The organism is Streptomyces sp. Je 1-332 (assembly GCF_040730185.1).
GTDB lineage: Bacteria > Actinomycetota > Actinomycetes > Streptomycetales > Streptomycetaceae > Streptomyces.
On the sequence record NZ_CP160402.1, the window covers coordinates 563,720 to 586,738 of the forward strand.

The following is a 23,019-nucleotide window of genomic DNA, read 5'->3' on the forward strand; positions in this document are numbered from 1 at the left end:
CGGGCCGGGTGGGCTGCGGGCGACAAGGGGGGACCGCTGGGTCAGAATTGTTCGGAAGGAAGACTTTCACCCCCGACCGCGTCAGGGGGTCTCCCGTCATGGATGTGCCGTTCTGGCTCTGGGCGACGTTCGTCGTCACCGTGGTCGTGTCGCTGGCTGTGGACCTGCTGGCGCACCGGGAGGCGCATGTCATCGGGTTCAGGGAAGCGGCCGCGTGGAGCGGCGTGTGGATCGGTCTCGCGCTTGTCTTCGGCGCGGTCGTCTTCCTGGTGCTCGGCACGGATCCGGGAGTGGAGTACACCACCGCGTGGCTGCTGGAGAAGAGCCTGTCGGTCGACAACCTCTTCGTCTTCGCGCTGATCTTCGCCTACTTCAGGGTGCCGCGCGCCTACCAGCACCGTGTGCTGTTCTTCGGCGTCATGGGGGCGCTGGTGTTCCGAGGTGTCTTCCTGGCCGCCGGAGTGGCCGTGGTCAGCCGGTTCACCGCGGTGCTCTTCGCCTTCGCGGCGATCCTCTTCTACAGCACCTACAAGATCCTGAAAGGGGAAGAGGACAGCTTCGACCCCGGCAAGAGCATCGCCGTACGGCTGCTGCGCAAGGTGGTGCCGGTCCGGGACGAGTACGACGGAATGAAGTTCTTCGTGCGAGAGGCCGGCAAGCGCGTCGCCACGCCTCTGCTCGCGGTCGTCGCAGCGATCGAGGCGGCCGACCTGATCTTCGCCGTGGACAGCGTGCCCGCCGTCCTCGCGGTCAGCGACGACGCCTTCATCGTCTACACCAGCAACGCGTTCGCCATCCTCGGCCTGCGGGCCCTCTACTTCCTGCTCGCCGGCCTCCTTGATCGGTTCCACTACCTCAGCAAGGGCCTGGCGCTGATCCTCTCGTTCATCGGCGTGAAGCTGATCCTTCAGGCGTCCCACAAGCTGATCAGCAGCAGCATCCCGGAGATCCCCTCACCGATCAGCCTCGCGGTGATCGTCGCGGTCCTGGCGGCCTCCGTCACGTTGAGCATCCGCCGGCCCCCCTCGCCGCCACCGGACACCACCCCATCGCCGTAAAATTCTGCCCATTTTATGGCAAAAGAGCTTACTCTGGTCACATGCGCAGCAAAGAGCACATAAAGGCCCCGCAGGCCGGCGCTGATGTCTGCCCCGCCTGCCACGAACCCGTGACCGCGGAGCTCACGCGGCACAAGACGATGGGAATCTACGTACCGCAGTGGAAGCCGGGTCCCTGCCACAACCCGAGCTGTTCGAAGTGCCAGGAAGCGGAGAAGAGCCCGCCGAGCCACACCGCGTAGCCGCGACGGACCTGCCCCCGCACGCTTGGTCAGGCCCCCTCGGTTTCGAACGTGCGCAGCAGATCGGCGGCGACGCTCACCGCGATCGTCGCGGGCTCCTTACCCGTGATGTCCGCGAGGCCGATCGGGGTCTTGATCCGGTCGATGGTTGCCTCGTCGTGCCCGCCCTCGGTCGCGAGGCGTTTGCGGAACCGCACCCACTTGGCCGCCGACCCGATCAGGCCGATGGATCCGAGATGGGTGGTGCGCAGGGCGGCGTCGCACAGAGCGGCGTCCTCGGCGTGGTCATGGGTCATGATCAGGACGTGGGTGCCGGGCGGCAGCTCCGCGAGCACCTCCTCGGGCAGCAGCGGCGTGTGATGCACGTGCACCTGCCCCGCCGCGTCCGCCAGCACGCCGAGCCGATGCTCGGAGAGCAGGTCGGATCGGCTGTCGACCAGATGGAGGTCGAGATCCTGGCGTGCCAGGATGCGCGCCAGTTCGAGACCGACGTGGCCGATCCCGAAGATCGCCACCGCCCGTACCACCGCCAGGGGTTCGAGCAGGACCGAGACCGTGCCGCCGCAGCACTGCACGCCGTGCTGATTGGTCACCTTGTCGTTCAGGGCGAAATCGATCAGCTCCGGCTCCGGCTCGGACGCGACGATCATTTCCCGGGCCCGGTCGATCGCCACGGCCTCGACGTTGCCGCCGCCGATCGAACCCCATGTCTCGGTCTGCCCCACGACGAGTTTGGCTCCTGCGTCCCGCGGGGCATGACCGCGCACGGTCGCGACGGTCACCAGCACGCCGGGCTCCCGGCGTGCTCGCAACCGCGCGACCGCGGCGACCCACGTCATGTCAGGCACCGTTCAACGCTGACGCTGTCGCGCCGGCTCGGATCTTGCCGGTCTCGGTCCGTCCGATGCCGGTGTGGCCGTTCGTGGCCAGTCCGCCCTGTGCGGACCCGTTCCGGGAGGCGTCGACCCGGCGAGCCGCCTCGATCGCCCAGAACACCGCCTCCGGCGTCGCGGGCGACGCCAACTCGACGCTGACCCCGCCGGGCCCGAACGCGGCGGCTGCCTGCCGCAGGGCTTCCCGTACGGAGAACGCCAGCATCAGCGGAGGCTCGCCGACCGCCTTCGATCCGTATACGGCGCCTTCTTCGGTGGCGTTCTCCAGGAGCGTGACGTTGAACTCCTCGGGCATCTCCGAGAAGCTCGGCAGCTTGTAGGTGCTCGCGGCCTGCGTGAGCAGACGGCCGCGGTTCGGCCCGTCACCGGCGTCCCAGCGCATGTCCTCCAGCGTCAGCCAGCCCGCGCCCTGTACGAAACCGCCCTCGACCTGACCGATGTCGATCATCGGCGACAGGCTGTCGCCGACGTCGTGCACGATGTCCACGCGCCGAATGCGGTACGCGCCGGTGAAACCGTCCACCTCCACCTCGGCCGCGGCGGCGCCGTGGGAGAAGTACTTGAACGGCGAGCCCCTGAACGTCTTCGCGTCCCAGTGCAGCCCCTCGGTCCGGTAGAAACCGGCCGCCGAAAGCTGAACCCGATGGAAGTACGCGGTGCGCACCAAGTCGTCCCAGGCCAGTTCCTTGTCGCTGCCCAGAGCGCGCGCGGCGCCCTCGACGATGCGCACGTCCGAGGCGTTCGAACCCAGCTGGGTGGCGGCCACCTGCAACAGCCGTTCGCGCAACTGCTCGCAGGCGTTCTTCACCGCCGCGCCGTTGAGATCCGCCCCGGCACTCGCGGCGGTGGCGGAGGTGTTGGGGACCTTGTCGGTCCGCGTCGGAGCCAACCGCACCTTGTGCAGCGGGATACCGAGGGTGGTCGCTGCCACCTGCAGCATCTTGGTGTGCAGGCCCTGGCCCATCTCGGTGCCACCGTGGTTGATCAGGACCGAGCCGTCCTTGTAGATCAGGACCAGCGCGCCGCCCTGGTTGAAGGCGGTGAGGTTGAACGAGATCCCGAACTTGACCCCGGTGACCGCGAGGGCCCGCTTGGTGTGCGGGTGCGCGGCGTTGAACGCGGCGATCTCGCGCTCGCGGTCGACGAGCCCGGCGTTCTCCTTGACCTGGTCCCAGACGGCCGCGATCCGCTTGTGCTGGACGACCTGCTGGCCGTACGGCGTCGCCTGTCCCGCCTGGTAGAAGTTGCGCTCCCGCAACTCCATGGGGTCCAGGCCCAGCAGGGGCGCGCACCGGCCCATGATGTCCTCGATCACCAGCATGCCCTGCGGACCTCCGAAGCCGCGGAAAGCGGTGTTGGAGACCTTGTTGGTCTTGGCGATGCGACCGGCGATGCGGACGTTGGGAATCCAGTAGGTGTTGTCGATGTGGCAGAGCGCTCGCGCCACCACCGGCTCGGAGAGGTCCAGGCTCCAGCCGCCGTCCGCGGTCAGGGTGGCCGCCAGGGCCCGGATGCGGCCGTCGGCGTCGAACCCGATCTTCCAACTGGCGTGGAATCCATGGCGCTTGCCGGACATGGTCAGGTCCTGCGTCCGGTTGAGCCGCAGCCGGACCGGCCGGCCCGTCAGCTTGGCGCCGAGCGCGGCGACGGCCGCGAACCCGTGCGGCTGCATCTCCTTGCCGCCGAAGCCGCCGCCCATGCGCAGACACTGCACCGTCACCTCGTGACTGTGCAGGCCGAGCACGTGCGCGACGATCTCCTGCGTCTCCGAGGGGTGCTGGGTGCTGCTCTGGACGAACACCTGCTCCGCCTCGTCGAGATGGGCCAGCGCCGCGTGGGTCTCCAGGTAGAAGTGTTCCTGGTCGGAGAACTGGAACTCGCCGCTGAACACGTGCGCCGAGTCGGCGAAGCCCGCGTCGACGTCGCCGGTCAGCATCACGGGCCGAGCACCGTGGAAACTCTCGGCCGCGATCGCGTCCTGCAGCGTGACCAGGGAAGGCTGTTCGTCGACGTCCACCTCGACGGCCTCCGCGCCGAGCCTGGCCGCCTCCAGGGTCTCACCGAGCACCCACGCGACAGCGTGGCCGTAGAACATGACCTCGTCGGGGAACAGCGGTTCGTCGTGCTTCATGCCCGCGTCGTTCACGCCGGGTACGTCGGCTCCGGTCAGCACGCGCACCACGCCGGGCACGGCGAGCGCGGGCTCGGTGCGCAGCGCGGTGATCCTGCCGCAGGCCTTCATGACCTGGACCGGGTACGCGTGCAGCACGCCCTTGGTGCGCTGGACCAGGTCGTCCGTGTAGAGCGCGCTGCCGGTGACGTGCTGGAAGGCACTCTCGTGCGGCATCGACACGCCGACGACGGGCTTTTCGGGGCGTTGGGACAGTTGGCTCATGAGGAAACCGCCTCGGTGGTCTGCGCGTACAGCTTCAGGAGGCTCTGGCCGAGCATCGCGGAACGGTAGAGAGAGCTGGCCCGGTGATCGCTCATCGGGGTGCCCTCACCCCGCAGCACGCGGGCCGCGGCCTCGACGGTCTCCGTCGCCCACGGCTTGCCCTCCAGGGCCGCCTCGGTGGCGAGGGAGCGGATCGGGGTGGCGGCCACGCCGCCCAGGCCGATCCGTGCCTTGCGGACGATTCCGTTCTCGATGTCGAGGGCGAAGGCGGCCGCCACGCTGGAGATGTCGTCGAAGCGCCGCTTGGCGATCTTGTGGAAGCCCACGACCGGCGACAGGGGCAGCGGGACGCGCACCGCGCGGATCAGTTCGCCGGGACGGCGCACGCTCTGCCGGTAGCCGGTGAAGTAGTCGGCCAGGGGTACCTCGCGTTCACCGTCGGCGTCGGCGAGGATCACCGACGCCTCCAGCGCGAGCAGCGCCGGCGGGCTGTCACCGATCGGGGAGCCGGTGCCGAGGTTGCCGCCCAGCGTCGCGCCGTTACGGATGAGCCGGGACGCGAACTGCGGGAACAGCTGGGCCAGCAGCGGGACTTCACCGTTCAGACGGCGTTCGATCTCGGTGAGCGTCAGGGCCGCACCGATCTCGATGTGGTCGGATTCGACCCGCAGTTCCCGCAGTTCGGTCAGCCGGTCGATGGCGACGACGCAACTCTCCCGCCGGGAGCGGATGTTCACCTCCACACCCCAGTCGGTGCTTCCGGCGACCACCACCGCGTCGGGCCGCTCGCGCAGCAGTCGCAGTACTTCCTCCAGGGTGCTCGGTCGCAGGAACGACCTGTCGCCCTGGGTGTACTGGGTGGCGACGGGCGCGGGCGGGGACTGCTCGCGCCGCTGAGCGAGCAGGTCCTCGTCGGTGGGCGTACCGACGGCGAACGCGGCGTCGCGGATCGGGCGATAGCCGGTGCAGCGGCACAGGTTGCCGCTCAACGCGTGCAGATCGAAGCCGTTCGGGCCGTGCTCGGAGTCCGCGGTGCCGGCGGCTTCGCTGCCGTCGGCCGAGTCGGAGTTGGTGTGCGTGCAGCGGTCGGGCCGGTAGTACTCGGCGGCCATGCTGCAGATGAATCCCGGTGTGCAGTACCCGCATTGGGAACCGCCGCGGACCGCCATCTCCTCCTGCACGGGGTGCAGCGTGGGAGGCGTGCCGGGCTCCCCCGGGGTGGCGAGGCCTTCGGAGGTGATGATCTCCTGACCGTCGAGGGCAGCGGCCGGGACCAGGCAGGCGTTGACCGCCACCCAGTCGGTGGGCTTGTTCACCCCGGGGCGGGCCACGAGGACCGAACAGGCACCGCACTCACCCTCGGCGCAGCCCTCCTTGGTACCGGTGAGCCCACGCTCGCGCAGAAAGTCCAGCGCTGTGGTGTGGGGTGCAGCCGGTGAGATCGGTGCTTCTTTCCCGTTGACTGTGATCCGCGCCGCTACCATGCCAGGCCTTCTTTTCGGTGCGTGATGGGTCGATACATCATGTTCGCCAATGTCAGGCAGCTTTCTGTGTTCAAAGGCGCCAGTGGAAGAAGCGGGCGCAAAACGGCACGCGAGAGTTACGTGCCAGGGAGTGGTGAGGTGCGAGGGGAACCCGGGGACGGGCCACGAGCGCGCGGACGTACGGGTGCCACGGGCACAGGCACATCAGAACTAGGGGCTCAGCGCCGGTTCGAAACGGCGGTGCAGCGGCCGATCAGAGCCGGTCAGAACGGCGGATTCAGCAGCCGTGGGCAATCCGGCCCGGGACCCAGACGGTGCGCTGGGCGAGGCGGCCGAGGTCAGAGCTGGTGTTCATCTGCTGGTCGCCCCCTTTCACCGGTGACAGGTCGACAGCCACCGCAAACTAATGGGCTGAAGCCGTCGAGGTCAAGAGGTCGGCCTCCCGTGGAGAGCCGCACCGCGGCCCGTATGGCCGAGTCGGCGCAAGGGTTCGGCCCCCGGTGATACGGGCCGTCACCACGCCACCGTTCCGTTGAGTGGGTGTACCGCGGTTGTGCGCGCCCCGAGGACGGCGGATTCTGTAGGAGATGAACGGGGCTGGTGTGGCGCCATGACGGCATGGAACGTGGAGCAAGGTGCTGACTTTCGTGGACCCCTCGACGTCACCAGGGCGGCCACGGCGGTCGTCGATGCCCAGGACACGGTCATCGGCTGGAGCCCCGCGGCGCAGCGACTCCTCGGTCACCGGCCGCAGGACATCGTCGGGCGGCCCCTCAGCACGTTCCTCTCCCCCGGCCCGGTGCCCCCTGTTCTGCCCCTTCCCCCCGAGTTCCGGGGCAACGAGATCCGCGTCGCCCGGCACCGGGACGGGCATGAGCTGATCGTCGCCATCGCGGTGTGTGCCCTGCCGGGCGACGGGCCGGCGGCGCGCGTCCTCGTCGCGACGGAGCTGAAGGACCTCCAGCTGTGGGAATCCCGGCTGGCCCTGCTGCACGGCCTTGCCACGCAGTCACCCGTAGGCCTGGGGATCTATGACGACGACCTGCGCCTGACCTGGTGCAATACGGCGTTCGAACGAGAGATCGGACAGCCGTTCGCGGAGTTCCAGGGCCGGAGGGCCGATGAGCTCTACTCCGAGGGGAAATTCGTGACCAAGGGGCACCCGCCCACCCTCGAAGCGGTCATGCGCCACGTACTGGACACCGGTGAACCCTTCCTGGACCTGCACTTCCAGGGCAAGCCGCCCAGTGACCCGGAGACGGTCCACCTGTGGTCCTGCGCCTATTACCGGCTCCAGGACGCCGACGGACGCGTCATCGGCGTCTGCGAGGACGCGTTCGACATCTCCGACCGCTACAAGGCCCAGCGGCGTCTGGCCCTGCTCGTAGAGGCGGGCCGGGGCATCGGTACCGCCCTCGACGTGCGGGTCACCGCCGAGAAGATCACCGAAGTGGCGGTACCGGAGTTCGCCCACACGGTGACGGTCGATCTCGCCCAGGCGGTGCTGGAGGGCGAGGTGCCGGCCACCAGCGGCGCGGCGGCGACGTCTCTGGTGCGGGTCGCCCGCTGCTCGGCGGGGGAGACCGGCCACGAGAAGCCGGGGCAGCAGCCCTCTCCCCCGGTTCCCGTCGTGAACGAGCCCGTGCAGTACCCGCCCGGCTCGGCGCAGCATCGCAGCCTCTCCTCGGGCGGACTCGTGCTCGACGGCTCGGACCTGGTGGTGCCGCTGCGGGCCGGGATCAACACCCTGGGGCTCGTCACCTTCACGCGCGACGGCATCGGTTCGGCGACCTTCGACAACGGCGAAGTGGCACTGGCCGACGAGCTGGTGGCCCGTACGGCCGTGTCCATCGACAACGCCCGCCGGTTCGCCCGCGAGCGCACCGCATCTCTCGCACTCCAGCGCCAGCTGCTGCCGCAGCACGTGCCGGAGCAGTCGGCGGTCGAGCTCGCGCACCGCTACCTGCCCACGGACGACGTGACAGGGGTCGGCGGTGACTGGTTCGACGTCATCCCGCTCTCCGGAACCCGGGTCGGGCTCGTGGTCGGGGACGTGGTCGGCCACGGGCTGCAGGCAGCCGCCACCATGGGCCGGCTGCGTACCACCGTGCGCGCGTTCGCCCAGATGGACATGGACCCCGTCGAGTTGCTCTCGCGCCTCGACGATCTGGTGGCGCAGTCGGCGGAGGAGCAGCGCAGCGAGCTCGGAACGCCCGACGGGACGTATGCCGATGTGACCACCGGGGCGACCTGCCTCTACGCGGTCTACGACCCGGTATCGCGGCGCTGCGTGATGGCCAGGGCCGGGCACCTGCCACCGGCCGTCGTCGCCGCGGACGGCCGGCCGACCTTCCCCGACCTGCCGGCCGGCCCGCCGCTTGGCCTCGGCGGCCTGCCGTTCGAGTCGATGGAGATCGAGCTGCCGGTGGGCAGCCTGCTTGCTCTGTTCACCGACGGCCTGGTCGAGGCGCGCGACCGCGACATCGATCACGGACTCGACACCCTGGCGCGGGTGCTCAGCGACCGGCACGCCTCACTCGAGGAGCTGTGCGACCGGGCGGTGGCGGAGCTCCTGCCGAGCGGTTCGACGGCCGACGACACCGCCCTGCTGCTCGTGCGTACCCGTGAACTCGACACTTCGCAGGTCACCGAGTGGGAGTTGCCCGCGGAACCGGTCGCCGTGGGCCGTGCCCGTGACCTGGCGACCCAGCAGCTTCATCAGTGGGGTCTCGAGGAGCTGACGTTCGCGACCGAGCTCGTGGTCAGCGAGCTGGTGACCAACGCGGTCAGATATGCCGAAGGGCCGGTACAGGTGCGCCTCATCCGCGACCGCACCCTCCTGTGCGAGGTCGCGGACAGGGGCCACACCTCACCGCACCTGCGCCACAGCGGCGACGAGGACGAGGGCGGGCGCGGCCTGTTCATCGTCGCGCAACTCGTCCAGAGGTGGGGAACGCGCTACTCCCGTTCCGGCAAGACCATCTGGACCGAACAGGCCTTCCCGGCCTCCGGCTGAGACTCAGCCGTTGAAGCGGTCCGGGTCGGGGCCGGTCCGCTCGTCGCGGTTCAGCGAGGAGATCTCTCCGAGGTCGCCCTCGGTGAGCTCGAAGTCGAAGAGGTCGAAGTTCTCCTCGATGCGCTTTTGGGTCCCCGACTTGGGAAAGACGATGTCGCCGCGCTGGATGTGCCAGCGCAGCGTCACCTGGGCCGGAGTCTTGCCCACCCGCTGCGCGATGCGGTTGAGGGTGGGGTCGTCGAGCACCTTGCCCTGCGCGATGGGCGACCAGGCCTCGGTGGCGATGTCGTGCTCGGCGCCGAAGGCCCTGACGTCGTCCTGGGTGAGGTAGGGGTGTACCTCGATCTGGTTGACCGCGGGCACCACGTCACTGTCCTGAAGCAGGCGACGCAGGTGGTGGGGCTGGAAGTTGGAGACACCGATGGCCTTGGACCGTCCCGAGCGGTAGATCTCCTCCAGGGCCTTCCAGGTCTCCACGAAGTCACCCTTGCCGGGCAGCGGCCAGTGGATGAGGAAGAGGTCCAGGTAGTCGAGGCCCAGGTCGTCCATCGTGCGGTCGAACGCCTTGAGTGCGTCGTCGTGCGCGTGCGCGTCGTTGTTGAGCTTGCTGGTCACGAAGATGTCGGCGCGGTCGATACCGGAGTCCCGGACCGCCTGGCCGACCTCCTTCTCGTTGCCGTACATCTGGGCCGTGTCGATGTGCCGGTAGCCGGCCTCCAGCGCGGCCAGCGTCGTCTCGCGGGTCTCCTCCGGCTCGATCTGGAAGGTGCCGAAGCCGAGCTGGGGGATGCGCACTGCGTTGTTGAGGGTGATGTCGGGTACTGCGGTCACGATGGCTCCTTGGCGTTGCTCATTGGTGGTGGTCAGGGTGATTTCAGCCGGCGATTCCGTGCAGCTTCGCGTCGGGCGGCAGGACGCGGACGAGCTTGCGGTTCACGAACTCGCGCATGCCGAGCTCCGAGAGCTCACGCCCGTAGCCCGAGCGCTTGATGCCGCCGAACGGCAGGTCGGGCTGGGTCGATGTCGGATGGTTCACCCAGACCATGCCGGTCTCCACGCGCTCCGCCACCCGGCGGCCCCGCTCCACGTCCGCGCAGAACACGGACCCGCCGAGTCCGTACTGGCTGTCGTTGGCGAGGGCGATCGCCTCGTCCTCGTCGGCCACGCGGTAGACGACCGCGGCGGGCCCGAAGAGCTCCTCGGCGTAGGCGCGCATCCCCGGCTTGACGCCGGTGATGATCGTCGGCTCGACGAAGGCGCCGGGACGGTCGACGCGGTGCCCGCCGGTGACCAGTTCGGCTCCCTGGTCCACCGTCTCGCGGATCTGGTCGGCCAGGTCCGCGGCCGCCTGCTCGGAGGAGAGCGGGCCCAGGGTGGTCGCCTCGTCCGCGGGGTCGCCCGGCCGCAGTGCCTCGAACTCGCGACGCAGCCCGTCGACGAAGTCGTCGTACACGTCGTCGAGGACGATGAACCGTTTCGAGGCCACGCAGCTCTGGCCGGTGTTCGCCATCCGGCCCGCCACCGCGGCGCCGATGGTGCGGTCGAGATTCTCGCCGTCGAGGACGATGAAGACGTCGCTGCCGCCGAGCTCCAGCAGGCTGGGCTTCATGTTCCGCCCGGCCCGTTCGGCGACCTTGGACCCTGCTCCCTCGCTGCCGGTGAGGGAGGCTCCGCGGACCACCGGGCTGTCGATGACGCGCGAGATCTCCTCATGGCTCACGAAGAGGTTTGTGTAGACGCCTTCGGGGGCCTGGGCGTCGCGGAAGAGGGTCTCCAGGGCGAGGGCGGACTGCGGGCAGATGCCCGCGTGCTTGACCAGCACGGTGTTGCCGAGCACCAGGTTCGGCCCGGCGAACCGGACCACCTGGTAGAGCGGGAAGTTCCACGGCATGACGCCCAGCAGCACACCGAGGGGCTCGCTGACGAGGTACGCCTCGCCCTCGCCCTCGAAGTCAAGCGGCTCGGCCGCGGCGAAGTCCGGGCCGCGGTGCGCGTAGTACTCCAGGATCGACGCGGCGAGGTCCACCTCTCCGCGCGCTTCCGCGATGAGCTTGCCCATCTCCAGGGTGATGAGCTGAGCCAGCTCTTCCTTGCGTTCCTTCATCAGACCGGCCGCGCGTCCGACGACGGCCGCCCGCTCCGCGATCGGGCGTTTCCGCCACGCGTCGAACGCGTCGCCCGCCGTTTCGAGCGCCGCATCGACCTCATCGCCCTCGATGACCGGGAACTCCACGAGGGTCTCCCCCGTGTACGGACTCACGGTCGCGAACGAACTCTTGCGCTGATCCGACATGAACTCTCCAGAACGACGACTGGGGCAGTGAGGCAAGGGGCGGAACGTCACGTTCCGGCTCCATCCCGGGGTACCCGTCATCGCAGAGAGCAAACAGTTCATATGCCAAAAAGGGTGCGTATGCGCTCCGCGGCGGATGGGCACCCGGCGGACGTCACCCCCGCTCGCCTGCCCGCGCCGCGGGACCGACATGGATGCTCAGCCCCCCGAACCGGTGGGACGGCCAGCCGCGCGCGTACCCCGGCGGCGCGTCTTGCACCCTGGTGAGGGTGGCCGTCGGCGTCCGCCGCGCGGTCCGCAGGAGCTCCTCCCGGGTGGTGCTGGCGTTGTGCCCCTGGGTCTGGGCGGAGGAACACCCGGCGTAGAAGGCGATCGGCAGCGCCTCATGTCCGTTCACCACGCAGGGCGGCCGTACCCCGAGCCGGTGGAGCTCGGCTGCCGTGCGGGCCCACGCCTGGCGGCCCGCGGTGGAGCGGCCCACGGCGTCCTCCAGGATCGCGTACTGCACGGCCAGGTGACCGGCGAAGACCAGCGCGGCCAAGGTCACCGCCACCGGCCGCCACGTGCGGCGCGTGGCGGTGACCAGATGGACGAGGGCGTCGGCGACCGGGATGGCCAGGAGCGCGTAGAACGGCAGCAGGAAGCGCGGCGCGGCATAACCGATCATGAACAGGTACGGGATGCTCGCCGTGGTGGCGCAGGCCAGCGGCAGGAGCGTACGCGCGGTACGCCCGCCCCTGACCGCGACGGCGAGCCCCAACGCGGCGAGCACCGGCAGGGCGAACCACCACGCGATCAGCTCGGGAGCCGGGACCGAACTGTCGCACGGGCGGCACAGGGTCTGGCCGCCCAGGCTGCGCAGCTGATCCAGGACGGCGATGTTCCAGCCGAGGCCGCCCTGGATCCGGGAGGCATCGGCCAGCCGCTCACCCAGGCCGCCGAAACTGACGTACGCCTCGGCCACCCAGCCGAGAGCCCCCGTCCCGAGTCCGGCGACGAGCACCGCGAGGAGCCGCGGCCGCCGCCACCGGCGGACGCACACCAGCAGCACGAGGAGCGGAAGGACCACCCAGACGGCGTCGGTGGGCCGCATCCACGCCAGCAGCGCCGCGCTCGCGCCCGCACCCCACAGCGCGGCCCGGTCCCGGCGGTCGGCCTGGGCGCGCAGGAAGCATCCGACGCCGGCCAGGGCGCCGATCGCGACCCAGTAGTTGGGCATGACCTCCGGGCCGTAGAACACGGTCACCCAGAGCGTCGCGAAGAGGACACCGGCGAGGACCACCACCCGTTGGGGGAAGAGCCCCCGCCAGACGCGCAGTGCCAGGAAGAGGCCGAGGCCGGACAGCAGCGCCAGATAGATCCGCAGGAGTGAGGTGGACGACGACCACGAGGCGATCGGCGCGACAAGGAGGGAGACCCCCCGGGAGCGGGGCGCGCTGAAGAACGCCGCCGGGGCGTGTCCGCTGACCTGGCTGACGTACACCGCCTCGTCCCATCCGAGCCCCATTCCGGGCCGTACGAACGCCAGTTGGGCCAGTGTGAAGGCCACCGCGACGGCAGCCAGCAGGCCCTGACCTCCGGTGCGCCGCGGGGTGCGGACGTCCGGCGGCGGGCTGTGCCTCTCCACTGGGGTGAGCGGGGCGCTCAGGGTCTTGACCATCGCCTGCCTTCCCCCCTACACGCGGTAGGGCTCCTCTTCCGGCCTCTTCCGGCCTACGGGCGCAGGACAGAAGTAATAAGTCGGAAAAACGAAGACAAACTAACCCGGGTCGCTCGGGAGCGCAGCGCGAGGATCAGGGCCGCTCGGGGAACGTCTGCGGGACGAGGGCGGGCACCGGGCAGGAGCGAAGGGCAGAATGTGACGCCCCGTTACATGGCGTGTGGCGTCAGGGGTTTGTGCGGCGTGTCGCCCCGGCGGGTTGCGCCACTTGAGTGGACGGCGCGCCGGACCGGCGCATCAATCCGAACGCTCCTCGTCGCCACGCACGCCGACGAGGGGCCGTTGGTCCCGCCGGGGAGGGGGCTGACCCGATCACCTCAACCGGGACAGCCCCCCTCGTCCGCGAGAAGGCAAAGAGTCAGGGGCGCCCGCTGAACCCCCAAGTCCCGTGCGGAGCCCGGTACACCGCGTAGCCCGGTTCCGTACGCAGGAACTCCGTGCCCCGCGGCGCCCGCGCGGCCTTGCGGGAGGCGGCGGGCACATGGACCTCGGCCGTCGCGCCCACCGGCACCCGCACCGTCAGGCGCACGGTCTCGTCGACACGTGACCAGGACACCTCCGCCGGCCCCCGCACCGTGTGGAACTCCGTACGCGCCCAGCTGACGCCCGTGCGCGCGTCGGGCCGCACGGTGAAGGTCCGGTATCCCTCGTCGCCGGGCCGCAGTCCCGCCACGTTCTCGTACAGCCACTGCACCACGGTGCCCTGGAAGTAGTGGTCGCGGGAGCGTGAGTCGAGCGGCCACATCTCCCACATGGTGTCCGCGCCGCTGTCGAACCAGTGGCCCCAACTCGGGTACGTCCGCTGGGTGGCGATGGCGTGGGCCACGTCCGAGTGCCCCTGCGCGCTCAGGCAGCGGAGCAGCACGCTGGTCCCGAGGCAACCGGTGTTGAGGTGGTTGCCCCGCTTCTCGATGTCTTCCAGGAGCGAAGCCGTGACGCTCGCCCGCGCGCCCGGCGGGACCAGGCCGAAGGCCAGCGGGACGCAGTTGTTGGTCTGCCGGTATTCCGGGTCCTTGGCCGTGCGGTAGTGCCCCTCGGGGGCGAGGAACGTCGCGTTGAGGCTCTTCTTCAGCTTCTCGGCGGTGGCGAGGAAGCGCCGCCGGACATCGTTGTCACCCGCTACGCGCGCCATCTCGGCGGTGTCGGTGAGCGCCCGGAACAGGTAGGCGGTCGCGGTGAGCCGGGTGTCCTCGGGCGGGTTGCCCCCGTAACCGGGCGAGAGGTAGTCGCCGAGCGCCGTGACCGCGAGACCGTCCTTCAGACGGTCGGCCTCCCAGTCCAAGTACCGCGCCAGGGTGGGCAGATGGGTCTCGATGACACGCTCGTCGCCATAGACCCGGTACATCTCGCGCACCAGGAACGGGTAGACCGTGGTCCACTCCGGGGACGGGCCGAGGTCCCCGTACCCCCAGCCTCCGCTCGGCACGATGACCGGCAGCTGGCCGTCCTTGTTCTGGCTGTCCCGCAGGTCGCCGAGCCACTTGCTCAGGAAACGGTGCATGCCGAGGGCGTACATCATGACGGGCGCGCCGACCTGCGCGTCGCCGGTCCAGCCGTTCTTCTCGTACATCGGCGTGTCGGTGGGGATGCCGTGCAGGTTGTTCTGGATCGTGCGCCGCATGGCCTGTTCGAGCCGCTCGTAGAAGGGCTCGGAGCACCTGAACGTGCCCGTGTCGTCGACGGGCGTGTGCACCAGCCGGCCGAGCACGTCGTCCGGGTCGGGCTTGCCCGGCAGACCACTGATCTGGACATAGCGGAAGCCCTTGTACGAGAAGCGGGGTTCCCACACCTCATCGGCTCCGCCACCCGCGCAGATGTACTCGTCGGTCTGGAAGCGGCCGGGCACATGGCCCGTCTCGGCGTGCACGCTCCCGTCGTCCTTGAGCTTCTCGCCGTGCGCGAGTCGCACGAGGGTGCCCGCGTCGGCCCGCACGCGCAGCCGCGTCCAGCCCGCCATGGTGCGCCCCATGTCGACGATCCAGTCGCCGCCGTGCGCCTTCACCGCCACGGGACGCACGGTGTCGATGACCTCGATCGCGTCGTGCGGCTGCGCGCACAGCTCTCCCTTGGGCGGATCACGGCGTACGGGCTTCTGCCAGTCGCCGTCGTCGAAACCCGGGTCGGTCCAGTCCCCGGGGTGCTCGCGGGCGTCGTAGGTCTCCCCCGCGTAAAGGGAGTTGGTCCGGGTCGGGCCCTCCGTGATCCGCCAGGAGCCGTCCGTGGCGACGGTGGTGCGGGAACCGTCCGAGTGATCGACCTCGAGTTGGCCGAGGAGTTGGGGCTCCCCGTGCCACGGCGGCTTGTGCCAGTTCCATACGTTGGGCGTCGTCATGCCGTAGAAGCCGCGACCGAGCGTGACCCCGATGGCATTGGAACCCCGGCGGAGGTCGTCCGTCACGTCGTGCACGGCGTAGAGCACCGTCTCCTCGTAGTCCGTGAAGCCCGGGTCGAGCACCTGCCGGCCCACCCGGCGGCCGTTGATGTGGGCCTCGTAGTAGGCGAGGCCGCTGATGTAGAGGCGTGCGCGCTCCACGGGTTTGCGGAGGGTGAACTCGCGGCGCAGCAGTGGCGCGGGCCGCTCGGTCGCCGGAACCTGTGCGTCGCTGCCCCAGGGGCCCTCACCGAACGGCGCGAGTACCTCCGCCTCGGGCCAGCCGCTGTCGTCGAAGTCACGGCCCTGCCAGCCCTGTTGCTCCGATTCCGCGCAACGCCATCCTTCTCCGGACGCCAACTCCTGGGTTCCGCCGCCGGATTCCACCAGCAGACGGACGAGCAGGCCGCCGGGGTTGACCGAGGCGCTGCCCCGGTTCGTCGCGCGGGCGGCGACCACGACGCGCCGGCCCGCGCCCCGTACGCGCTCGGTCACGTCGGCGAGACGTGCGGCCCGCCAGCCGTCGGTCTGCTCGGGGGCGTGCAGCGCCTCCTCACCGTCCACGTAAAGGGTGAAGTCGTCGTCGGCGGTGGCCACGACCTGGGCGGCGGACACATCGATTCCCTCGGGCAGTTCGAGCTCTCCGCGGAACCATCGCGCTCCCGCCGGTGCGTCCTGCGCGGTGGAGCCCGGCGACCAGATCCATGACGCCCCCTCGAAGCCCGGCGGTTTCGGCGCGGCGTCCGCGCCGATCCAGTGCCCACGCCAGGCGTCCTTCGCCAGAGCGGTCTCCCACCAGCGTGAGGTGCTCCAGGCGGAGGCCCGGCCGTCGGCGTCCCAGACCCGCACCTGCCAGTGATAGCGGGTGCGGGGTTTCAATGCCGGTCCGCCGTAGGGGACTTGGATGCTCCGCGAGGAGGCAACCCGCCCTGAGTCCCAGACCTTCTTGGCGCCCTTCTCGCCCGCGCCGGCTGCCGGGCCCGACGAGACCCTGATCTGGTACGCGCTCTGCCGGGCGCCCTGGCCCGGCGCCGACAGTTCCCAGCTCAGCCTCGGCTCGGTGACGTCGGTGCCGAGGAGGGAGGTCGCGTACTCGACCGTGGTGCGCTCGACTCTCAGCGTCGCTTCCCCCTCCCCCTGACCCCCGCGATCGTCCGCGGCGAACGCTTCCCCACTCTGGCTCAGACCGATGACGCCCACTCCGGCGCCGACCGCGGACGTCCTCAGGAAGGCCCGCCGGTTCCACGCACTGCCACGCGCAGTCTCACGCTCTTCGCTCATCACACGCCCCTTGGATCATGAATCCACGATGAATCCGAGTGTCCACAACAGAAATGAAACGTTTCATTCACGACCCGGCAAGCCTAGGTCGCGCACGGCGGGCAACTCAAGAGGTGTGCACGGGCCGCCGGTCACCGCTGACGGCCCGTCACATGCAGGTTCGGTCGGCCTGGTTCAGCGGCGCAGCGCCGCGTTCACGACCTGGTCGCCGCGCTCCCAGAGCTGCCCCCGTGATTCCAAGCGAGCTGGGGCGGTGCGAGGAGGCGGCAGGCCTTGATGCGACCAGAGGTCACGCCGACGTTGCCCCGATCTAGGCCAGCATCTGACCTATAGGGATCATAGCGTGGTCCTCGACCGGCGGGACAGGAAAACTTCGGAAGGCAGAGCCCATGACTTCGAACGAGCTGACCACCACCCCCGAGCAGGCGGAAACCCCGGCCGTCACCGGCGAGCGCGCCGAATGGCTGGACGCGCTGGCCAAGCACCGGCACTTCCTGCGCTTCACCGCACGTGACCTCACCGACGAGCAGGCCGGGCTGCGGACCACCGCGAGCGAGCTGTGCATTGGCGGTCTGATCAAGCACGTGACGGAGGTCGAGAAGGCCTGGGTGGACTTCATCCTGGACGGCCCGTCGACCATGGGGGACTTCACGTCCATGACCGAGGAGGACTGGGCCGACCGTAGCGACGGGTTCCGGATGCTGCCGGGCGAGACGCTGGCGGGCGTGCTGGCAGACTACGAGAAGGTGGCGATCCGCACCGACCAACTGGTCTCCACACTGCCCGACTTGGACGTCACGTGGCCGTTGCCGAAGGCTCCGTGGTTCGAGGCCGACGCACAGTGGTCGGCCCGGCGGGTGCTGATGCACATCGTCACGGAGACCGCCCAGCACTCTGGCCACGCCGACATCATCCGTGAGTCCTTGGACGGTGCGCAGAGCATGGCCTGAGGCGGGCCAGCAAGCTCCCAGGCGACCTGGGAGGCTGCCTGGGAGCCTGTTGACCCCCACCATCTGACTACATTTTCAGTCCCACGAAGGATTCAACCAACCCCACAAAGGAACCACCCTCGAAGGATCCAGTCCCACGAAGGATCCATCACTCCCGCAGCAGCGCCAGCTCGGCGTCGATGGCCCCGCGCATCAGGTCGCGCGCGTGGTCGATCCGCAGTCCGCCGCTGAGCCAGCGCATGCTGAGCCCTTCGAGGAGCGCGGTGAGCCGCTCGCCCGCCGCGGCCAGGGCGGGCGCCGGCGCCGTCGGCCGCACCTGGCCGATGAGGGCCGCCACCTCCTGCGCCCACACGAGGGTGGCCCTGGCGAGGTCCTCCCGCAGCACCTCGTCGAAGACGGCGCTCGCCCGCAGCTCGCCCCAGGCGGTGCTGTTCTCCCTGACCACCTGGAGGTCCTGCAGTTCCAGGAGGAGGGTCTCCTCCAGCTCCGCCCGCGGCGTCAGCGGCTCGGCGTCCGCGGCGCGGTCGGTGGTGTAGCGGTCGGCGCGGTCGTTGATGAACTCGAGCGTGTGGCGCAGGATTCCGGTGCGGTCCTTGAAGTGGTAGTAGATCAACCCGGTCGAGACGCCCGCCTCGGCGGCGAGCTCTTCGACGCGCAGGCCGCGTACGCCGCGACGGGCGATGAGCCGCGCGGCGGCTTCGAGGATCTGAAGTGTGCGGGACGACGCCATGATTCCGAACCCTACCGGCCCTCCCCCGGCTCGGTGATCCCGGGGACGCGGCATCTTTGACTGAATTTTCAGTTCGTGTCAGAGTCGAGGCACTGAGCGGTTCCCGCGATGATCGGAGCTCACCCGTGTCCCCCCTCCTCCCGCCTCTTCCGTCTCGCCCGTCCCGCTCCTCTTCACTACCGTCCCGCCGTACCGCCCTGCGCGCAGCTGCCGGCATCGGCACCGCTGTCCTCGGGGCCTCGGCGTGCGGGCCCGGCGCCGAAGCGGCGAAGGCCGCGGACGACACGGAGACCGAGGGGCTGCGCATGGGTGCCGAGTGGGAGAGCCACGCACGCACCTTCATGTCGTGGCCCGCCCTGGAGTCGGTGTGGGGCAGGGACCTGCCTTACGTGCGCGAGGACATCGCTCGCGTCGCCCGGACCATCGCGGAGTACGAGTACGTCGTGATGCTGGCCGGGCCCGGCCAGCGGAAGGCCGCCCAGCGGGCCTGCGGGCGCGGCGTCGAGGTCATCCCCCTGGCGGTCGACGACCTGTGGGCCCGCGACACCGTGCCCGTGTTCGTGGAGCGGGACGGCGAGGTCGTCGGTGTCGACTTCCACTTCAACGGGTGGGGCGACAAGCAGGAGCACACGAACGACGCCTGCGTGGGCCGCAACCTCCTGTCGAAGTACGGGATCCCGCGCGAGAAGGCTCCTCTGATCTCCGAGGGCGGCTCCTTCGAGACCGACGGTGAAGGAACCCTCCTCATCACCGAGAGCTCGATCGTCAACGACAACCGCAACCCCGGAAAGAGCCGCGACCAGATCGAGGCCGAACTCGAGCGGGCGCTGGGCATCGAGAAGGTGGTCTGGCTGGCCGGCGTGCGCGGCGAGGACATCACCGACGCGCACGTCGACAGCCTCGTGCGCTTCACCGCGCCCGGCGTGGTGCTTCTCGACCGGGCCGCCCCCGGCACGCTCGCCGACTCCTGGTCGCGCGCGGCAGACCAGGCGAAGACCGTGCTCAGCAAGGCGAAGGACGCCAAGGGCCGGTCCTTCGAGATCATCGATCTGCCGCAGCCCGACCTGGACAGGATCACCGGGGAGGGCGACGACTTCGTGTCGACGTACACCAATTTCTACGTCGCCAACGACTCCGTCTTCCTGCCCAGGTTCGGGGACCGGAAGGCCGACGACCGCGCCCGGAGCATCCTGCGGGAGCACTTCCCCGAGCGCGACGTCGTACCGGTCCGGATCGACACCATCGCCTCCGGTGGCGGCGGCATCCACTGCTCCACGCACGATCAGCCCGGCAGTCCGGTCGACTGACTCCGCGGGGTCAGTTGCCGCCCGCGCCGATCTCGGCTCCGACCGCCGCCAGGGCGGTGGTCACGGGCTGGAAGAACGTCTCGCCGCCCGCGGTGCAGTCACCGCTGCCGCCCGACGTGAGGCCGATCGCGCTGCCGTCGGCGGTGAACAACGAGCCGCCACTGTCTCCCGGTTCGGCACAGACGTCGGTCTGGATGAGACCGCTGACGGTCCCTTCGGGGTAGTTCACAGTGGCGTTGAGACCGGTGACCGTCCCCGACTGGAGGCCGGTGGTGCTGCCCATGCGGGACACCTCCTGCCCGACCGCGGCCTCGGCGGCCTGCACGATCTCCGTGGTCTGGCCGTCGCCCGTGTTGACCGTGCTCGGGGCTTCCGTCGCCGGATCGTCGTACGTGACCAGGGCGAAGTCGCCGTCCCCCGGGAACGTGGCGGCCTGGACGGTGCCGATGGCCGCGCCGTCCTGGGCGTCCGACCAGCTTTCGGTGGCGACCCCGCAGTGCCCCGCGGTGAGGAAGCCGGGGTTGCCGTCCTCGGTCGTCACGTTGAAGCCGAGCGAACAGCGTGCGCCGCCACCGAAGATGGCGTCACCGCCCGCGGCGAAGGGCTTGAACTCTCCCGCGGACTTCTGGATGCGTGCCATTCCCGAGCCGAGTGAATCGACGGTCGACTCGAGCTTGTCCCAGCGTTCGCCGGTGACGGTGCGGTCGGCCGTGACCACGATCTGGTTGGTCCTCGGGTCGGTGGCCCAGGCGGTCCCGGCCATGGTGGCCCGGCTCGCCAACGCCTTGGTGGCGGAGCCCAGTTCACCGGTGCTGTTGTCGACGCTACGGGCCACCGCCCCGGCCTTTCTCACCTGTACGTTCACCGCGTTGTCGCTGCCCACGACGTTGACGACGAGCTGCTGCTTGTCCTGGTCGTAGTACGCCCCCGCGTAGGCATCGCCGAGCTGCGAGGCCAGCGGCTCCACCAGCTGCGACGCCGATGCCGCGCTGATCCTCTCGGCAGCGGCCCCTGGAGCGGTCTTTGACCCGGACTGCGAGGCGTTGGCCTGCTGCAGCAGGACGGCCGTCGCGACCATGCCCAGGGCCGCGGCCCCTGCCAGAACGGCCTTTCGCTTGGGTATTCGCTTGTGCCTCAACTCGTCGCCTCCTGTGGGGGATACCGAATGCGCTGACCGACCGAAGCCGGTGACATGTCCGGTCCTAGATACGGGTGTGACGAGAGTTGTGTTCAGTGGGTGACTCGATGAGCGTGCGACAACGGTCAGTGGCTCAGGGCTTGTTGGTGTCCGGCGATGGCGGGGCCGTCGTGCCGGCCGCCAGCAGTCTCCGCGCCAGCGCGCGGCAGCGTTCCCCGAGCTCCGGAGGTTCGAGCACCTCGAAGTCGTGCCCCAGCAGGACCACTCGCATGAGGACGGCGTCCAGGCGCTCGGCGCCGCTGAGCACCTCGCAGAGCTCGCTCCCCCGCGGTCGAACGACCGCCGCCGACGCCGGGATCTGCGCGCGCACGGTGTCGGCCGGCGCGTGAACGAGGAAGCGCGCCTGATGTGGGTAGACCCGACTCGCCACCCCCTCCTGTACGTATGGCGCGGCGTCGGGCGCCTCGCGCGGACGGAAGCGGAAGGTCCGGGCGGATGCCTCGGTCATCCGGTCGACGCGGAAGCTGCGCCAGTCCTCGCGATCGAGGTCGTACGCGAGGAGATACCAGCGCCGGTCGGACGCGACCAGGCGGTAGGGCTCGACCCGTCGCCGTCGCACCTCGCCCTTGGAGGGGTAGTCGAAGCCGGCCTCGACCTCGTCGCGGCACGCTCTGGCCAGCGTCATCAGCGCCTCGGGATCGACGGGGGTGCGGCCCCCGCCGAAGAACTCCACCGAGCCGGAGAGCGCACGCACCTCGTGCCGCAGCCGCGCGGGCAGCACCTGGTCGAGCTTGGACAGGGCTCGGAGGGCGGCGTCCCCCGCACCGGCGACCGCGCCTCCCGCACCGGCGAGCAGCGAGACCGCGGTGGCGATCGCCTCCTGGTCGTCGAGGAGCAGCGGCGGCAGGTCCCGCCCCGGGCCGAGCCGGTAGCCACCGCCGACGCCCTGTCCTGCGAGAACCGGGTAGCCGAGCGTGCGCAGCCGCTCGACGTCACGCCGTACGGTGCGCGACGTGACCCGGAGCCGGTCGGCGAGCTCGGGGCCGGTCCACACGTGGCGTTGCTGCAGCAGCCCCAGCAGGGTGAGTACCCGCTCCGTCGTGCCCAGTTCGTCGTCGCGCGCCCCGTCCATGCCGCTCAGCCTGCCAGAGACAGCGGACCGATCCTGTCCGCCAGGGGTGTCACGGTGGCTTCGGGAGCGCAGCCGGGCGTGCGTCCGCGCGGCGCCTCGGAGACGCTGGCTGCGTGCGCCGGCCGGCGAGAAGAACCCCACCCACCTGAAGCGCGCCACGAACGGAGCAATCCCATGAGCCGCCACATCCAGATCACCTTCGACGCCCATGACCCGCGGGCTCTGTCGTCCTTCTGGCGCGATGTGCTGGGTTACGTCCACCCCGGCCCGCCCGGGGTCGACCTGCCCGAGGGCGCCGACGCGCTCGCCGCGTGGGACGACTTCCTCGCGCGGATCGGCGTACCGGAGGATCAACGCAACTCCAAGTCGGCCATCGAGGACCCGGCAGGGAACGGGCCACGGGTGTTCTTCCAGCAGGTCCCGGAGGACAAGGTCGCCAAGAACCGCGTCCACCTCGACGTCCGTGCGGCTCCCGGGCTCGAGGGCGCGCAGCGCATGGCGGCCCTTGAGGCCGAGTGCGACCGCCTCGTCGCCTTGGGGGCGAAGCGGGTGCGCCGCGACGAGCCCGCTCCCCCGATGAGCGCCGGCTTCATCGTGATGACCGACCCCGAGGGCAACGAGTTCTGCCTGGACTGACCTCACCCCGTCGTGACCGTGCGTGACGGCTGGACGGGCGGGGTCCCCGTGTCCCGCTTACGTTTGAACGCAGAGGCCGACACCGTGAGTGAGAGCGGTGGGCGCTGTACCGACAAAGGAGTGGGCATGGCTGACAAGGGCGGCATGGACAAGATGAAGGGCAAGGCCAAGGAGATGACCGGCAAGGTCACGGGCGACCGCGGCAAGCAGGCCGAGGGCAAGATGGACCAGGCGAAGGGCGAGGCCAAGAAGTCCATGGACGACGTCCGCGACCGCGCCCAGGAGAAGCGAGACTCCATGAAGCGCCGCGACGCCTGACCGGCTCCGCCTGAGCCGAAGCCGCAACCGAAGCCCCCGCCCACTCCCGTGCGGG

At 70.0% G+C, this 23,019-nt stretch carries 17 protein-coding genes; 7 read left to right on the top strand and 10 right to left on the bottom strand.

Annotation, left to right across the window (positions count from 1 at the left end; genetic code table 11):
* Window positions 1-98: 98 nt before the first annotated feature.
* Window positions 99-1,058 (top strand): TerC family protein, encoded by a 960-nt coding sequence (locus ABXJ52_RS02645; protein ID WP_367038904.1) that lies wholly within the window; start codon window positions 99-101, stop codon window positions 1,056-1,058.
* A gap of 41 nt (window positions 1,059-1,099) precedes the next feature.
* A complete protein-coding gene (locus ABXJ52_RS02650) occupies window positions 1,100-1,300 on the top strand; it encodes a hypothetical protein (protein ID WP_367038905.1) in 201 nt (66 codons plus the stop codon).
* A 29-nt stretch (window positions 1,301-1,329) separates the two neighbouring features.
* Here ABXJ52_RS02650 and xdhC read toward each other — a convergent pair whose 3' ends face one another.
* From xdhC to ABXJ52_RS02665, 3 genes are read right to left on the bottom strand one after another with little or no spacing between them, the layout of a single operon-like run.
* Window positions 1,330-2,139, bottom strand: a complete 810-nt coding sequence (xdhC, locus tag ABXJ52_RS02655; RefSeq protein WP_367038906.1) for a xanthine dehydrogenase accessory protein XdhC — start codon at window positions 2,137-2,139, stop codon at window positions 1,330-1,332.
* 1 nt (window position 2,140) lies between these two features.
* On the bottom strand, window positions 2,141-4,588 hold the full coding sequence (xdhB, locus tag ABXJ52_RS02660) for a xanthine dehydrogenase molybdopterin binding subunit (RefSeq protein WP_367038907.1): 2,448 nt from the start codon (window positions 4,586-4,588) through the stop codon (window positions 2,141-2,143).
* Complete coding sequence (locus tag ABXJ52_RS02665; RefSeq protein ID WP_367038908.1) at window positions 4,585-6,072, bottom strand: FAD binding domain-containing protein; 1,488 nt, start codon at window positions 6,070-6,072, stop codon at window positions 4,585-4,587. Before ABXJ52_RS02665 ends, xdhB begins: the two co-directional genes overlap by 4 nt.
* Before the next feature lie 610 nt (window positions 6,073-6,682).
* Between ABXJ52_RS02665 and ABXJ52_RS02670 the strand changes: the two genes are divergently transcribed.
* Complete coding sequence (locus tag ABXJ52_RS02670) at window positions 6,683-9,088, top strand: SpoIIE family protein phosphatase (protein ID WP_367038909.1); 2,406 nt, start codon at window positions 6,683-6,685, stop codon at window positions 9,086-9,088.
* Between the two features lie 3 nt (window positions 9,089-9,091).
* On the opposite strand, the gene ABXJ52_RS02675 is transcribed toward ABXJ52_RS02670, so the two are convergent.
* From ABXJ52_RS02675 to ABXJ52_RS02690, 4 genes are all read right to left on the bottom strand, one after another.
* Window positions 9,092-9,919, bottom strand: a complete 828-nt coding sequence (locus tag ABXJ52_RS02675) for an aldo/keto reductase (RefSeq protein ID WP_367038910.1) — start codon at window positions 9,917-9,919, stop codon at window positions 9,092-9,094.
* A gap of 43 nt (window positions 9,920-9,962) precedes the next feature.
* Window positions 9,963-11,381 carry an NAD-dependent succinate-semialdehyde dehydrogenase gene (locus tag ABXJ52_RS02680; protein WP_367038911.1) on the bottom strand — a complete coding sequence of 473 codons (1,419 nt, stop codon included), beginning with the start codon at window positions 11,379-11,381 and terminating at the stop codon, window positions 9,963-9,965.
* Window positions 11,382-11,535: 154 nt separating this feature from the next.
* Window positions 11,536-13,041, bottom strand: a complete 1,506-nt coding sequence (locus ABXJ52_RS02685; protein WP_367038912.1) for a hypothetical protein — start codon at window positions 13,039-13,041, stop codon at window positions 11,536-11,538.
* 418 nt (window positions 13,042-13,459) lie between these two features.
* Window positions 13,460-16,753 carry a family 78 glycoside hydrolase catalytic domain gene (locus ABXJ52_RS02690; RefSeq protein ID WP_367038913.1) on the bottom strand — a complete coding sequence of 1,098 codons (3,294 nt, stop codon included), beginning with the start codon at window positions 16,751-16,753 and terminating at the stop codon, window positions 13,460-13,462.
* A 389-nt stretch (window positions 16,754-17,142) separates the two neighbouring features.
* Here ABXJ52_RS02690 and ABXJ52_RS02695 point away from each other — a divergent pair, with 389 nt between their 5' ends.
* A complete protein-coding gene (locus tag ABXJ52_RS02695; protein ID WP_367038914.1) occupies window positions 17,143-17,703 on the top strand; it encodes a DinB family protein in 561 nt (186 codons plus the stop codon).
* 148 nt (window positions 17,704-17,851) lie between these two features.
* Here the strand turns inward: ABXJ52_RS02695 and ABXJ52_RS02700 are convergent, their stop codons facing one another.
* A complete protein-coding gene (locus ABXJ52_RS02700; RefSeq protein WP_367038915.1) occupies window positions 17,852-18,433 on the bottom strand; it encodes a TetR/AcrR family transcriptional regulator in 582 nt (193 codons plus the stop codon).
* Window positions 18,434-18,558: 125 nt separating this feature from the next.
* Here ABXJ52_RS02700 and ABXJ52_RS02705 point away from each other — a divergent pair, with 125 nt between their 5' ends.
* Complete coding sequence (locus ABXJ52_RS02705) at window positions 18,559-19,740, top strand: agmatine deiminase family protein (RefSeq protein ID WP_367038916.1); 1,182 nt, start codon at window positions 18,559-18,561, stop codon at window positions 19,738-19,740.
* 10 nt (window positions 19,741-19,750) lie between these two features.
* Here the strand turns inward: ABXJ52_RS02705 and ABXJ52_RS02710 are convergent, their stop codons facing one another.
* On the bottom strand, window positions 19,751-20,878 hold the full coding sequence (locus ABXJ52_RS02710; RefSeq protein ID WP_367038917.1) for a S1 family peptidase: 1,128 nt from the start codon (window positions 20,876-20,878) through the stop codon (window positions 19,751-19,753).
* A gap of 133 nt (window positions 20,879-21,011) precedes the next feature.
* Window positions 21,012-22,010 carry a YafY family protein gene (locus ABXJ52_RS02715; RefSeq protein WP_367038918.1) on the bottom strand — a complete coding sequence of 333 codons (999 nt, stop codon included), beginning with the start codon at window positions 22,008-22,010 and terminating at the stop codon, window positions 21,012-21,014.
* 174 nt (window positions 22,011-22,184) lie between these two features.
* Between ABXJ52_RS02715 and ABXJ52_RS02720 the strand changes: the two genes are divergently transcribed.
* Window positions 22,185-22,646 carry a VOC family protein gene (locus tag ABXJ52_RS02720; RefSeq protein ID WP_367038919.1) on the top strand — a complete coding sequence of 154 codons (462 nt, stop codon included), beginning with the start codon at window positions 22,185-22,187 and terminating at the stop codon, window positions 22,644-22,646.
* Between the two features lie 126 nt (window positions 22,647-22,772).
* Entirely contained in the window at window positions 22,773-22,964 is a 192-nt protein-coding gene (locus ABXJ52_RS02725; RefSeq protein WP_367038920.1) for a CsbD family protein, read from the top strand.
* Window positions 22,965-23,019 lie beyond the last annotated feature (55 nt).

Bases quoted from the DNA above. Each gene is read 5' to 3' on its own strand.
- ABXJ52_RS02700 (WP_367038915.1), bottom strand. From the start codon at position 18,433: ATGGCGTCGTCCCGCACACTTCAGATCCTCGAAGCCGCCGCGCGGCTC.
- ABXJ52_RS02680 (WP_367038911.1), bottom strand. From the start codon at position 11,381: ATGTCGGATCAGCGCAAGAGTTCGTTCGCGACCGTGAGTCCGTACACG.
- ABXJ52_RS02695 (WP_367038914.1), top strand. From the start codon at position 17,143: ATGACTTCGAACGAGCTGACCACCACCCCCGAGCAGGCGGAAACCCCG.
- ABXJ52_RS02715 (WP_367038918.1), bottom strand. From the start codon at position 22,010: ATGGACGGGGCGCGCGACGACGAACTGGGCACGACGGAGCGGGTACTC.
- ABXJ52_RS02645 (WP_367038904.1), top strand. From the start codon at position 99: ATGGATGTGCCGTTCTGGCTCTGGGCGACGTTCGTCGTCACCGTGGTC.
- ABXJ52_RS02665 (WP_367038908.1), bottom strand. From the start codon at position 6,072: ATGGTAGCGGCGCGGATCACAGTCAACGGGAAAGAAGCACCGATCTCA.
- xdhB (WP_367038907.1), bottom strand. From the start codon at position 4,588: ATGAGCCAACTGTCCCAACGCCCCGAAAAGCCCGTCGTCGGCGTGTCG.
- ABXJ52_RS02650 (WP_367038905.1), top strand. From the start codon at position 1,100: ATGCGCAGCAAAGAGCACATAAAGGCCCCGCAGGCCGGCGCTGATGTC.
- ABXJ52_RS02725 (WP_367038920.1), top strand. From the start codon at position 22,773: ATGGCTGACAAGGGCGGCATGGACAAGATGAAGGGCAAGGCCAAGGAG.
- xdhC (WP_367038906.1), bottom strand. From the start codon at position 2,139: ATGACGTGGGTCGCCGCGGTCGCGCGGTTGCGAGCACGCCGGGAGCCC.
- ABXJ52_RS02720 (WP_367038919.1), top strand. From the start codon at position 22,185: ATGAGCCGCCACATCCAGATCACCTTCGACGCCCATGACCCGCGGGCT.
- ABXJ52_RS02690 (WP_367038913.1), bottom strand. From the start codon at position 16,753: ATGAGCGAAGAGCGTGAGACTGCGCGTGGCAGTGCGTGGAACCGGCGG.
- ABXJ52_RS02685 (WP_367038912.1), bottom strand. From the start codon at position 13,041: ATGGTCAAGACCCTGAGCGCCCCGCTCACCCCAGTGGAGAGGCACAGC.
- ABXJ52_RS02670 (WP_367038909.1), top strand. From the start codon at position 6,683: ATGACGGCATGGAACGTGGAGCAAGGTGCTGACTTTCGTGGACCCCTC.